This is a genomic window from Novosphingobium subterraneum (assembly GCF_000807925.1).
GTDB classification, from domain to species: domain Bacteria; phylum Pseudomonadota; class Alphaproteobacteria; order Sphingomonadales; family Sphingomonadaceae; genus Novosphingobium; species Novosphingobium subterraneum.
This window is the reverse complement of record NZ_JRVC01000006.1, coordinates 51,915-63,865: the sequence shown is the minus strand read 5'-3', so window position 1 is coordinate 63,865 and position 11,951 is coordinate 51,915. Positions and strand designations below refer to the sequence as shown.

The following is an 11,951-nucleotide window of genomic DNA, read 5'->3' as shown; positions in this document are numbered from 1 at the left end:
CGGCATCATGGTATATACAGCCGAACATAGCTTGTTCCGGAACCGTGATGCCGCCGATTCTGCTGCGCGCCCTCTTTGCCCTGCTGATCGCGCTTGCGGGTGCCACTCCGGCGCTTGCGCAGGAGAAGGGGCCGCTGGTCCTCGCAGCCGCCAGCCTGCAGGAAGCGATGACCGATGCAGCCGCCGCCTGGGCCAGGAAGGGTCACCCGCGCCCCGTCCTGTCGTTCGCCGCTTCATCGGCATTGGCGCGTCAGGCCGAAGCGGGCGCCCGCGCCGATCTCTTCGCCTCTGCCGATGAGGAGTGGATGAACTACCTTCAGGGCAAGTCCCTGCTCAAGTCCGGCACCCGCGCCCGCCTGACCGAGAACCGCCTCGTCCTCGTTGCCCCGCTGCCAAGCCGCCTGAACCTGCAGATCACCCGCAACTTTCCGCTGGCCAAGGCGCTTGGGACCCGCCGCCTCGCCATGGCCGATCCGGCCGCCGTCCCCGCCGGACGTTACGGACGCGAAGCGCTCAGCAGGCTGGGCGTCTGGACCGGCGTCGCGGGCAAGGTCGCCGCCGCCGAGAACGTCCGCGCAGCCCTCGCGCTGGTTGAACGTGGCGCCGCCCCCCTCGGTATCGTCTACGCGACCGATGCCATGGCCTCGCGCCGCGTGCGAGTGGTGGGGACTTTCCCCGCAACAAGTCACCAGCCGATCACCTACCCTGTCGCCCTGCTTGCAACCTCGCGCCATGGCGATGCCGAAGCCTTCCGTCGCTTCCTGATCTCGCGCGAAGGTCGCGCCATCTTTCTCCGGCGCGGGTTCGGCCAGCGCCGATGACTCCCGAAGAGTTGGAGATCGTCCGGCTTTCGCTCAGGGTCGGCGCCGTCGCGGTCGCAGCCTGCCTGCCTGTCGCTTTCGCTCTGGCATGGGCTCTGGCGCGAGGGCGATTTCCCGGCAAGGTCATGCTCGATGCGCTGATCCACCTGCCGCTGGTCCTGCCCCCGGTCGTCACCGGCTGGCTGCTCCTGCTCGCCTTCGGACCGCAAGGCCCGATCGGCGCGTGGGTGGAGCAGGCGCTCGGCCTCACCTTCATGTTCCGCTGGACCGGGGCCGCGCTTGCCGCTGCCGTCATGGCGCTGCCTTTGATGGTCCGCGCCATGCGCCTGTCGATCGAAGCCGTCGACCAGCGCCTAGAAGCCGCGGCGATGACACTGGGCGCCTCGCGCTGGCGCGTGTTCCGCACGATCACTGTTCCGCTCGCGCTGCCCGGCGTGATTGCCGGAACCGTGCTCGGCTTTGCCCGCTCGCTCGGGGAATTCGGCGCAACGATCACCTTCGTCAGCAACATTCCCGGCGAAACGCAGACCTTGCCGCTGGCCATCTACAGCGCACTGCAAGTACCCGGCGGTGAAGATGCGGTGACCCGGCTGGCGGCCACGTCCGTGGCGCTGTCGCTGATCGCGCTGGTCGTGTCCGAGATGCTTGCCCGGCGCATGGGGAGAAGCTCCCATGTCCTTTGAGGTGAAGGTATCGCGTCGGCTGGGCAAGGCGATGGTTGCCTGCAATTTCCTTGCCCCCAATGGATTGACCGCACTGTTCGGTCCTTCGGGCGCGGGCAAGAGCTCGGTGCTCAACATGGTTTCCGGTCTGCTGCGGCCCGATCACGGCCGGATCGTAGTCGGCGGCCAAGTCCTGTTCGACAGCGCCGCCGGAATCGACATACCCGTCCAGCAGCGCCACTCGGGCTATGTCTTCCAGGACGCGCGCCTGTTCCCGCACATGCGGGTCCGTGCCAATCTTGCCTATGGCGCGCGTGGCGATGGACCGATGTCACAAGCCGATGTCATCGACTTCCTCGGGCTTGCCCATCTGCTCGATCGCTGGCCACGAAGCCTGTCGGGCGGAGAAGCCCAGCGGGTTGCCATCGGCCGGGCACTGCTGTCCAACCCGCGCTTCCTGCTGATGGACGAACCGTTGGCCTCGCTTGACCGCGCCCGCCGCGAAGAGATCATGCGCACCATCGAGCGCCTGCGCGACGAAGTGGGTTTGCCCATCCTCTACGTCAGCCATGATCGCGCAGAAGTCGAACGGCTCGCCGGGGCGATCGTCGAAATCTGATCCGGGCAATCGGTTGGCTGAAACGGACTTTTCCGCGTCTGTCAGTTGACGAACGCGGGCTTTTGGCCAAACGCCCTCGCAACAGCCGGGAGGATTCGCAATGGAACAGGCAGACGTCATCATCGTGGGTGCCGGGCACGGCGGCGCGCAGGCCGCGATCGCGCTGCGCCAGAACGGCTTTGAAGGCCGCATCCTGGTGATCGGGCGCGAGCCGGAAATTCCCTACGAGCGTCCGCCGCTGTCCAAGGAATACCTCGCGCGCGAAAAGACCTTCGAGCGCATCTGCATCCGCCCGGCACAGTTCTGGGAGGACAAGGCCGTCGAGATGAAGCTCGGCGCCGAAGTCGTCTCGCTCGATCCCGCCGCACACACAGTGAAGCTCGGCGATGGCAGCGAGATCGGCTACGGCAAGCTGATCTGGGCCACTGGCGGCGATCCGCGCCGCCTGTCCTGCATGGGGGCAGACCTCAAGGGCGTCCACGCCGTCCGCACCAAGGAAGATGCCGACCGGCTGATGGCGGAGCTGGACGCCGGAGCCAAGCGCGCCGTGGTCGTCGGCGGAGGCTATATCGGCCTCGAAGCTGCCGCCGTGCTGACCAAGTTCGACGTTTCGGTCACCCTGCTCGAAGCCCTGCCGCGCGTGCTTGCGCGCGTCGCCGGTGAAGCGCTGTCCGAATTCTACCAGGCCGAACACCGCGCCCATGGCGTCGATCTGCGCACCGGCGCGGCGATGGATTGCATCGAAGGCGATGGCGTCAAGGCGACCGGCGTGAAGATGCAGGACGGGTCGGTCATCCCGGCCGATATCGTCATTGTCGGCATCGGCATCGTCCCGTGCGTGGGCCCGCTGCTGGCCGCTGGCGCTTCAGGCGGAAACGGCGTCGATGTCGACGAACTGTGCCGCACCTCGCTGCCCGATGTCTATGCGATCGGCGATTGCGCGGCTCACTCGAACGACTTCGCCGACGGCGCCGTGATCCGCCTCGAATCCGTCCAGAACGCCAACGACATGGCCACCACCGTTGCCAAGTGCATCTGCGGCACCGAAGCGCCCTACAAGGCGACGCCGTGGTTCTGGTCCAACCAGTATGACCTGCGCCTGCAGACGGTCGGCCTCTCCACCGGACATGACAACGCCGTGCTGCGCGGCGATCCGGCCACGCGCTCGTTCTCGGTGGTCTACCTCAAGAACGGCAAGGTCATCGCGCTCGATTGCGTGAACATGGTCAAGGACTACGTGCAGGGCAAGAAGCTGGTCGAAGCCCGCGCCCAGATCGCACCTGAACAGCTCGCCGACGCCAGCGTTCCGCTCAAGGAAATGCTCTAGGCCAAACGGGCCACGGCCCAGCGGGCGGCATCTGCCACCGCCGGGTCGGGATCGTCGGCAAGGGCTGTCACCGCAGGGAGCAATGCCCGCTCGCCGCTGTTGCCCGCCGCATAAAGGCAATTGCGCACCATCCGGTCCCGCCCGATCCGCTTGATCGGACTGCCGCTGAACACCTGCCGGAACGTGGCATCGTCCAGCGCCAGCAGTTCCTTGAGCTTCGGCGCGGTCAGTTCGGCGCGGGGGAGGAACGCCCGGTTGGCCTGCGCGGCCCTCGCAAAGCTGTTCCACGGACAGGCCGCCAGGCAATCGTCACAGCCATAGATGCGGTTGCCCAGCGCCTCGCGGAATTCCTCCGCCACCGGCCCCTTGTGCTCGATCGTCAGGTAGGAAATGCACCGCCGCGCATCCAGTTGATAGGGCTTGGGAAAAGCATTCGTCGGACAGGCTGTCTGGCACGCCGTGCACGATCCGCAGCGGTCGGCATGCGGTGCATCGGGCGTCAGGTCCAGCGTGGTATAGATCGCGCCCAGGAACAGCCACGAACCATGGGTCCGGCTGACGAGGTTGGTATGCTTGCCCTGCCACCCGATCCCCGCTGCCTGCGCCAGCGGCTTTTCCATCACCGGCGCGGTATCGACAAAGACCTTGACCTCGGCCCCCGGCACCTCGGCCACCAGCCAGCGCGCCAGTGCCTTGAGATTGCGCTTCACAACTTCATGATAATCGCCGCCCTGGGCATAGACCGAAATGCGCCCGCGCTCCGGGTGCGCCTCCAGCGCGCGGGGGTCCGCCGCCGGGGCGTAGCTCATCCCCAGCGCGATCACGCTTCTCGCATCGGGCCACAGGGATTGCGGCCCTCGGCGATGATGGAGCCGGGTTTCCATCCACTCCATCGATCCGTGGCATCCCTCGCCCAGCCACTGTTCGAGTCGGGCCGCTCTGAGGGGGTCGTCATGGGCAGGCGCGATGCCGCAGGCGGCAAAGCCCAGGCGCGTGGCTTCCGCTGCCAGTTTGCCCTCGAGAGTCAGGCGTTCGCTGCCGGGAGTTGCCCCTCTGCCCCCGGGAGTTGCCTCTCTGCCTTCGAGAGTTGGACTTGAGTTAACCACACTTGCTGCCCTGCTCGTTCATCGCCTATCGCTAGGGCGATGACCCATGAAGATCGAGCTAGGGGAATGGCCGGTGGCTGGCAACGCGGTTGACAGTGCCGGAGAGGAACTCGCCATCGAGGCGCGGGGTCTTATCAAGCGCTTCGACGGTTTCACGGCTGTCGATGGCGTGGACATATCCGTGCCCAAGGGCGCGATCTATGGCATTCTCGGCCCCAACGGCGCCGGCAAGACCACGACGCTGCGCATGTTGCTGGGCATCATCGATCCGGACGCGGGCTATCGCCGCGTGCTGGGCCACGAACGCCCGACCGAGGTCGCCCGGCGCATCGGATACCTGCCGGAGGAACGCGGCCTCTATCCCGCGATGAAGGCATACGAGGCAATCGGCTTCCTCGCCGCCCTGCGCGGCGTGCCGCTCAAGGAGGGACGCCGCCGCGGGCGCGAATTGCTGGAAGAACATGGTCTTGGCTATGCGGCCGATCGCCAGATCCGGCAGATGTCGAAAGGCATGGCGCAGACCGTCCAGCTGCTCGGCACGCTCGTCCACAAGCCCGATCTCGTCGTGCTGGACGAGCCCTTCTCAGGGCTTGACGCCCTCAACCAAGGCAAGCTCGAACGCATGATTCGCGCGCTGGCGGCCGGCGGCACCACGGTGATTTTCTCGACCCACGTCATCGCCCATGCCGAGCGCCTGTGCGACAGGATTGCGATCATCGCCGGCGGCAAGGTGCCCTTCGCAGGACCGGTAGACCTGGCCCGCGACCGCCTGCGCCCGCAGGTCCGGCTCGAAACGCGTGCGCAGGATGGGCCTTGGCGCGCCGCGCTCCCCGTCGACGTGCGGCACGAAGGCGCGTTCTGGTATTTCACACTGCCCGAAACCGGTGTCGAGCCACTGCTGCGCGCGCTGATCGAAGGCGATGCCGGCATTCTCAGCCTGTCGATCGAGCGGGCGGGGCTGCACGATGCCTTCGTTGCCATCGCCGGCGAGGCAGCGGCCAAGGCGCTCGAGGAAAGCGAAGGAGAGGCGCGGTGAGCGGATTTGCCGAAAAGCTGCGCTGCGCGCTGGTCATCGCCCGGCGCGATTTCGTCGCGGTGGTGTTCTCCAAGACCTTCATCTTCTTCCTGATCGGCCCGGCTTTCCCGCTTGTCGTGGGTGGCCTTGCCGGAAACATTGGCGCCAAGGTCCAGCAAAACGTCGAGCGGCCGACCATCGGCCTTGCCATGAGCGCGGAGGACAACAGGCGCATGATGGCCGCGCGCGAAGAACTGGACGGGCGAATGGCCGGTGGCCTGCCCGACATGATCGAACTTGCCGCCGCCGCGCCAGGAAAGGCCTTCGATGCCCGGAGCGCCCTTGCCGATGGCAACCGCGAGGTGACTGCGGTGGTCGGCGGGACGCTCGATGGACCGACCCTGACCGCAACCGCCGACCGTGCACGCCAGTGGGTCGGCCTTGTTTCCAACCTTGCCGCGCGCGCCCGCGCCGAGGCGCCAACGGCCTATCCGGACGTGCAGGTCGAGGAGGTCAACACGTCGATTGCGAAGGTCCGCACCGGCCAGATCTACACGGCACAGGGCGCTCAGGTTCTGCTGTTCCTGCTGACCATGCTGCTGGCGGGCATGGTCTTGTCCAACCTTGTCGAGGAAAAGGGCAACAAGATCATCGAGGTGCTGGCTGCGGCCATCCCGATGGACGCCCTGTTCATGGGCAAGCTCTTTGCCATGCTTGCCGTCAGCCTTGTCGGCATTGCCGTTTGGGGTACGGCCATCGGCGCGATCGTGCTGGCCGGTTCTGAAAGCCTGCCCAGCCTGTCCGCCCCGGCAGTCGGCTGGCCGCTGTTCCTGGTTCTCGGCTTCCTCTACTTCGCGATGGCCTATCTGCTGATGGGATCGCTGTTCCTGTCGATCGGCGGCATGGCAGCCACGGTGCGGGAGGTGCAGACGCTTTCGATGCCCGTCTCGATGTTCCAGCTGATGGTGTTCTTCTTCTCGAGCTATGCGCTGACGATGCCGGGCACGTGGGTGGAATGGCTTTCGATAATCTTCCCGGTCAGTTCGCCCTACGCCATGCTGGCGCGCGCCGCGCAACAGCCCGAGGTGTGGCCGCACGTCCTTGCGCTGCTGTGGCAGGCGTTCTGGGTTGTCGTGATCGTGCGGGCCGGGGCACAGCTGTTCCGCCGGACGGTGATGAAGTCAGGCCCGGCGCGCGGCAAGGCCAGGCGCGGCGTGTTCGCACGGTTCAGGCGCAAAGCTTATTGACACCCGTGTAGGTTGTGGCAAGCTACCAAAGTGACGAGGACCGTGCGGGCAACGTGCGGCCGTTCCGGAGGATAGCCATGGCCACGCAGCTTGCACCCGAAGCCCAGCAGTTCACCTACCGCAGCTCTCCCACCGCGATCGAGGCGTTCACCGCCTGGCTCAAGGAGAACCCGCAAGGCGCCCCGGTCCACAATCACAAGTGGGATGTCAGCCGATCGGACATCTATGTCGAGGATCGCTGGCAGCCGATCTTTGCAGAGATGCGTGCGCAAGCACCGGTCAACTTCATCCCCGAATCGCCCTACGGTGCCTACTGGAACGTGGTGAACCACAAGGCGATCCAGCATGTCGAATCGCTTCCCGAACTCTATTCCTCGTCATGGAAGCATGGCGGCATCACCATCGGCGATCCCCCGGCAGATACCGATCCTGCGCTGCTGGCCGAACGGCAGCTGCCGATGTTCATCGCCATGGACCGGCCCGAGCATACCGGCCAGCGCCGCACTGTCGCCCCCGCCTTTACCCCGGCCAAGATGGTCGAGATGGAGCGGGAGATCCGCCAGCGCACCGGCGAGGTGCTCGATTCGCTGCCGTGGGGCGAGAAGTTCGACTGGGTCGACAAGGTCTCGATCGAACTGACCACCGGCATGCTGGCGCTGCTGTTCGGCTTCCCGTGGAAGGATCGCCGATTGCTGACGTTCTGGTCGGACTGGGCCGGTGACGTCGAACTGATCCTCGCCCGCGACCTGTCCGACATGCGTTTCGGCTTCCTTGGCGAGATGGCGCACTATTTCCAGCGCCTGTGGGGCGAACGCATGCGCGCCGAGCCCTCTGGCGATCTCATCTCGATGATGATCCATTCCGAGGCAATGAACCACATGAGCCCGCAGGAGTTCATGGGCAACCTCGTGCTGCTGATCGTCGGCGGCAACGATACCACGCGCAACACGATGTCAGGCATCGTCCACGCGCTCGACCAGTTCCCCGACCAGCGTGACCTGCTCGCCCGCGATCCTTCGCTGATCCCCAACGCGGTGCAGGAATGCATCCGCTATGTCACCCCGCTGGCGCACATGCGACGCACGGCGACGGCCGATGCCGACCTGTTTGGCCAGCAGATCAAGGCCGGCGAGAAGCTGATCCTGTGGTACATTTCGGCCAACCGCGACGAGAGCGTGTTCGAGAACGCCGACAAGCTGATCGTCGATCGCGACAATGCGCGGCGGCACCTGTCCTTCGGCTATGGCGTGCACCGCTGCGTCGGCGCGCGTCTGGCGGAATTGCAACTGCGCATCCTGCTCGAGGAAATGCACGAGCGGCGGATGCAGGTGCGCGTGGCTGGCGCAGTGGAGCGCGTTCGCGCCAACTTCGTCCACGGCTTCCGCAAGCTCGAGGTCGTGCTCGAAAAGCGGTAATCGCGGATACAGGTCGTCGTGCTATGACCTGCGTCACGATGGAGCAGGCAGGACCAGGCTAGCATGGCCCAAGTCCTGCCGGTGGGCACTCCGCCCCCGAGGTAACACCCTCTCTCCCATCGGCAGGACACCGGAAGGTTTGCAGATGATCGCCCAGTCAACCTCACGTCGCAGCTTCATGGCTTTCCTCGCCGCAGGCTCGGTCCTGCCCTTTGCCAGCGCCTGCAGTGCCAAGCCTGCGGCCAAGGGCACGTTCCCGATCATGAAGAGCGAGGCCGAATGGCGCCGTGTCCTGACGGCAGAACAGTTCTACATCCTGCGCGAGGAAGGCACGGAACGCCCCTTTACGTCGCCACTGCTGAAAGAGCATCGCAAGGGCACCTTCGTCTGCGCGGCCGATGGCCATCCGCTGTTCTCGTCCGCCACCAAGTTCGATAGCGGGACCGGCTGGCCCAGCTTCTGGAAGCCCTTGCCCAAGGGCGTGGCGACCAGTTCCGACCGTTCGCTGGGAATGGTCCGTACCGAAGTCCACTGTACGCAATGCGGCGGCCATCTCGGCCATGTCTTTGACGACGGCCCTGCGCCCACGGGGCTGCGCTATTGCATCAACGGCGATGCGCTGAAGTTCCGCCCTGCCTGATTGCAGGACCTGAGCATATTTCGCGATTGACGGTGCCGGGCGCGATGCCCACGGCATGCCGGTGCGTCGCAAACTCTTCACCTTCCTCGTCCTGCTGCCGTTGGCCGTGCTGGTCTGGGCAACGCAGCGCAAGGACCCCTTCACGTTCGACCGACGGGTTGTCGTCACTGACCTCATGCCGGGAATCCCCGCGGCGGAGCGGAAGCAGCTTGGCCCCTTCGTTCTGCAACAGGCCTGGTTGCTGGAAGGGGCGGACCACCGCTTCGGCGGCTATTCGGCGCTGGTGCCGCAAGATGGCGGACTGCTTGCCATCAGCGACCGCAACCGCACGCTTTCGATCCCCTTGTCGCTGACGCCCGGCGCCTTCACCTCATCGATGCCGAACATGGTGGTGCAGCGCTGGCCCGATGGACACACCAGCGTTGGCTTCGATACCGAAAGTGTCGTGCGTGATTCTGCCGATGGCAGCCTCTGGACCGGGCTGGAAGACGATTGGCGCGTGGTCCGGACGGACCCCGGCACCGGTGCCACCAATCTCATCCCGGTGAACGAAACGCGGGACTGGCCCCGCAATGGCGGGGCCGAGGCGATGGCCGGCCTGCCCGATGGCCGCTGGATCATGCTGTGCGAATCCTGCGGCACCGGTCGGGGCGGGCTTCATCTCGGGCTGTTGTTCAAAGGTCGTCCGGGACTGTCGAAGGCGCAAAAGTTCGGATTCATCGTCCCTGCGGCGTTTGATCCGGTGGACGCTGTGCCGCTGCCGGATGGCAGGCTGCTCATTCTTGTGCGCAAGCTGGGCTTTTCACCACCCGGCTTCTCGGCGCGAATCGTGCTGGCCGATCTCTCGCGCCTCGAGCCCCGGCGGCCACTGCCGACCACGGAACTGGCCCGCCTCGAAGGACCAGCCATGCGCGAGAACTGGGAAGGGATGGCGCTGACGCCTGGCACGGACGGGCTGTCACTCTGGCTGGTATCCGACGCCAACGCCTCGACGTTCCAGCAGACACGGCTGCTGAGGCTCTGGTTCGATCCGGCGACGCTTTCCGCCCGATAGCAGGTACAGCAAAAGCCCCCGATCCGGTTAGGGAAAGGGGGCCTTCGATTTTCAAACCCTTGCGGGCAGAAAGATTAGGCGGCGTTCGCCTTGACCAGCTCGCGCTTCACCTTGAGGGCGCGCGTCGAGAGCTTGGTGTCCGACTGCTTGAGCAGCCAGTTGTCGAGACCGCCGTTGTGTTCGACCGAACGCAGACCATGCGTCGAAACGCGGAACTTGAAGCTGCGCTCCAGCTTCTCGCTCATCAGCGTGACGTTCTGCAGGTTGGGCAGGAACAGACGCTTGGTCTTGTTGTTGGCGTGGCTTACGTTGTGACCGACTTGGCGGCCCTTACCGGTCAGTTCGCAGATACGCGACATGGCTAAAACTCGCTTGTGTTCGATAATACCTATCGGGAAGGCGCGGCTCTTATCGATTCACCGGGCGAAGTCAAGGATTCGGAGTTTGAAAGCAGCAATCTGCTCCTTATACCCCGCACCATGATCCGCTGGCCCCTGCCTGAACCGATGCGACTGGCCTTTGCGGAAGCCCGTATTGCTGCCGATGAGGGCGAAGTGCCGATCGGTGCGGTGGTCGTCAAGGACGGCAAGGTCATCGCTGCGGCCCATAACCAGCCGCGCACACTCTGCGACCCCACCGCCCATGCCGAAGTGCTGGCGATTCGGGCTGCGGCTGCGGCGCTCGGGCAGGAGCGGCTCGAAGGTTGTGACCTGTGGGTGAGCCTCGAGCCCTGCGCGATGTGTGCAGGGGCCATTGCCCACGCCCGCATCGCACGGGTCTACTACGCCGCCAGCGATCCCAAGGGCGGCGCGGTGGAGCATGGGCCGCGCGTGTTCGAACAGCCCACCTGCCTGCACCGGCCCGAAGTCTATTCCGGCATGGGCGAGGATGAAGCGGCCGAGATGCTACGCCGGTTCTTCCGCGAGCGGCGCTAGAAAGAGCGCCAGATCTTCACCGGCACGGCATCTGCCGGGCCGCTGTTGCCGATCGGGCAGCGCGCCGGTTTGAGCTTGCGCGAATGGCACAGGTGCACCTCGCGCAGCCAGCCGTCGCGACCCAGCAGCAGGCGGATCATTTCCGGCCGGAGGCGCGGATTGGCGATGACCAGCGCCTGCTTGACCTTGCCCACGTCCAGCCCCTCGGTGCGCGAGAGACGGGCCATGTCGGGAAACTCCAGACCCTGGAACAGCGCGCGGCCCTTGTTGAAGTATTCCGCAGGGGTAATCCCCATACAGGTGCCATGCTTGGCCCACTCGTGCATCATCAGGTCGGCCGAGGGCGTGGTGCAGAAGTTGCGGCGCAGGACCTGCGCATCCGGCCGCAGGCGCGAGGGGCAGTACTGCGGATACTTGCCGCCCTTGCCATCTGGCCACAGTCCGTGGAGCACGAAGCCGAAGCGTCCCTGCCTGCCCGAACACTGGGTGGCATGGGCGGGGTCGAGCTTGCGTGTGCGGCAGAACTCGGGCGACCAGCTTATGGCGAGCGTGTAGCCGGTCGTTGGCACGATGCGCGGCGGCGCGTCAGGCTCGGGTAGGGCGGGTACGCTGATCTGCGGTGGCACCTGGCATTGCCAGCCTTGCGCGAGGGCAGGAGTGGCGGTGAGGCCGAAGGCAATCGCCGCGATGCGTGATCGCATTGTCTCAGCCAGCCTTGTCCTGCTTCAGCCACGCCGTCGATGCCGGCAGGAACATCAGCACGCCTGCGGCAATCATCAGCAGGATGGCGATGACCGAGAAGATCGCGAAGGGAACGCCGATCATGGTCGCCACGGCCGGAATTCCGCCCAGGCCCAGCACGTCGAGCGCGATCACGGCGGCGAGAAACCAGCGCGCTATCGCAAACCGGCCGCGAGAAACTGCGAGCGCAAGACCGATGGCGACCAGCGCGTTGGCAAACGGTCCGATCAGCAACTCATTGCGGCCGACTTCCAGCGCGGCTGCCATCGCGCCGGCATTGGCGACGATGTTGACGATACGGATCAGCTGGCTGGCGATCACGCTGATTTCAAAGGCGCGGATGGTGGCGGGGCGCATCTGGGGTTCCGT

The 11,951-nt window shown here is 65.7% G+C and carries 14 protein-coding genes; 10 read left to right on the top strand and 4 right to left on the bottom strand.

All coding sequences use genetic code 11. The features are described 5' to 3' along the window. The first annotated feature begins 47 nt into the window (after positions 1-47). The 4 genes from modA to NJ75_RS07455 all read left to right on the top strand — a co-directional run bounded on the left by modA (position 48) and on the right by NJ75_RS07455 (position 3,429). Positions 48-821 carry a molybdate ABC transporter substrate-binding protein gene (gene modA / locus NJ75_RS07470; protein ID WP_039333047.1) on the top strand — a complete coding sequence of 258 codons (774 nt, stop codon included), beginning with the start codon at positions 48-50 and terminating at the stop codon, positions 819-821. Then, entirely contained in the window at positions 818-1,504 is a 687-nt protein-coding gene (gene modB / locus NJ75_RS07465; RefSeq protein WP_039333045.1) for a molybdate ABC transporter permease subunit, read from the top strand. Before modA ends, modB begins: the two co-directional genes overlap by 4 nt. Then, on the top strand, positions 1,494-2,102 hold the full coding sequence (locus NJ75_RS07460; RefSeq protein WP_039333043.1) for a molybdenum ABC transporter ATP-binding protein: 609 nt from the start codon (positions 1,494-1,496) through the stop codon (positions 2,100-2,102). Before modB ends, NJ75_RS07460 begins: the two co-directional genes overlap by 11 nt. 100 nt (positions 2,103-2,202) lie before the next feature. Further along, entirely contained in the window at positions 2,203-3,429 is a 1,227-nt protein-coding gene (locus tag NJ75_RS07455; RefSeq protein ID WP_039333041.1) for an NAD(P)/FAD-dependent oxidoreductase, read from the top strand. Here NJ75_RS07455 and queG read toward each other — a convergent pair. After that, a complete protein-coding gene (gene queG, locus NJ75_RS07450) occupies positions 3,426-4,457 on the bottom strand; it encodes a tRNA epoxyqueuosine(34) reductase QueG (RefSeq protein ID WP_039333324.1) in 1,032 nt (343 codons plus the stop codon). The two genes, NJ75_RS07455 and queG, sit on opposite strands and share 4 nt — an antisense overlap. Before the next feature lie 124 nt (positions 4,458-4,581). Between queG and NJ75_RS07445 the strand changes: the two genes are divergently transcribed. The 5 genes from NJ75_RS07445 (at position 4,582) to NJ75_RS23245 (ending at position 9,906) form a co-directional block, all read left to right on the top strand. Beyond that, complete coding sequence (locus NJ75_RS07445) at positions 4,582-5,571, top strand: ABC transporter ATP-binding protein (protein ID WP_039333039.1); 990 nt, start codon at positions 4,582-4,584, stop codon at positions 5,569-5,571. After that, a complete protein-coding gene (locus tag NJ75_RS07440) occupies positions 5,568-6,797 on the top strand; it encodes an ABC transporter permease (protein ID WP_039333037.1) in 1,230 nt (409 codons plus the stop codon). Before NJ75_RS07445 ends, NJ75_RS07440 begins: the two co-directional genes overlap by 4 nt. Before the next feature lie 77 nt (positions 6,798-6,874). Continuing rightward, complete coding sequence (locus NJ75_RS07435; protein ID WP_039333034.1) at positions 6,875-8,212, top strand: cytochrome P450; 1,338 nt, start codon at positions 6,875-6,877, stop codon at positions 8,210-8,212. Positions 8,213-8,357: 145 nt separating this feature from the next. Further along, positions 8,358-8,852 (top strand): peptide-methionine (R)-S-oxide reductase MsrB, encoded by a 495-nt coding sequence (gene msrB / locus NJ75_RS07430; RefSeq protein WP_039333031.1) that lies wholly within the window; start codon positions 8,358-8,360, stop codon positions 8,850-8,852. Positions 8,853-8,913: 61 nt separating this feature from the next. After that, positions 8,914-9,906, top strand: coding sequence for an esterase-like activity of phytase family protein (locus tag NJ75_RS23245; RefSeq protein WP_169745706.1), 993 nt, complete (start codon positions 8,914-8,916; stop codon positions 9,904-9,906). Positions 9,907-9,980: 74 nt separating this feature from the next. Here NJ75_RS23245 and rpmB read toward each other — a convergent pair whose 3' ends face one another. After that, a complete protein-coding gene (rpmB, locus tag NJ75_RS07420) occupies positions 9,981-10,265 on the bottom strand; it encodes a 50S ribosomal protein L28 (protein WP_039333029.1) in 285 nt (94 codons plus the stop codon). A 120-nt stretch (positions 10,266-10,385) separates the two neighbouring features. On the opposite strand from rpmB, the gene NJ75_RS07415 reads away from it, so the two are divergent. Continuing rightward, a complete protein-coding gene (locus tag NJ75_RS07415) occupies positions 10,386-10,841 on the top strand; it encodes a nucleoside deaminase (RefSeq protein WP_039333321.1) in 456 nt (151 codons plus the stop codon). Here NJ75_RS07415 and NJ75_RS07410 read toward each other — a convergent pair. Next, complete coding sequence (locus NJ75_RS07410; RefSeq protein WP_039333028.1) at positions 10,838-11,542, bottom strand: ribonuclease T2; 705 nt, start codon at positions 11,540-11,542, stop codon at positions 10,838-10,840. The two genes, NJ75_RS07415 and NJ75_RS07410, sit on opposite strands and share 4 nt — an antisense overlap. 4 nt (positions 11,543-11,546) lie before the next feature. Continuing rightward, positions 11,547-11,939 (bottom strand): hypothetical protein, encoded by a 393-nt coding sequence (locus tag NJ75_RS07405; protein WP_039333027.1) that lies wholly within the window; start codon positions 11,937-11,939, stop codon positions 11,547-11,549. Positions 11,940-11,951 lie beyond the last annotated feature (12 nt).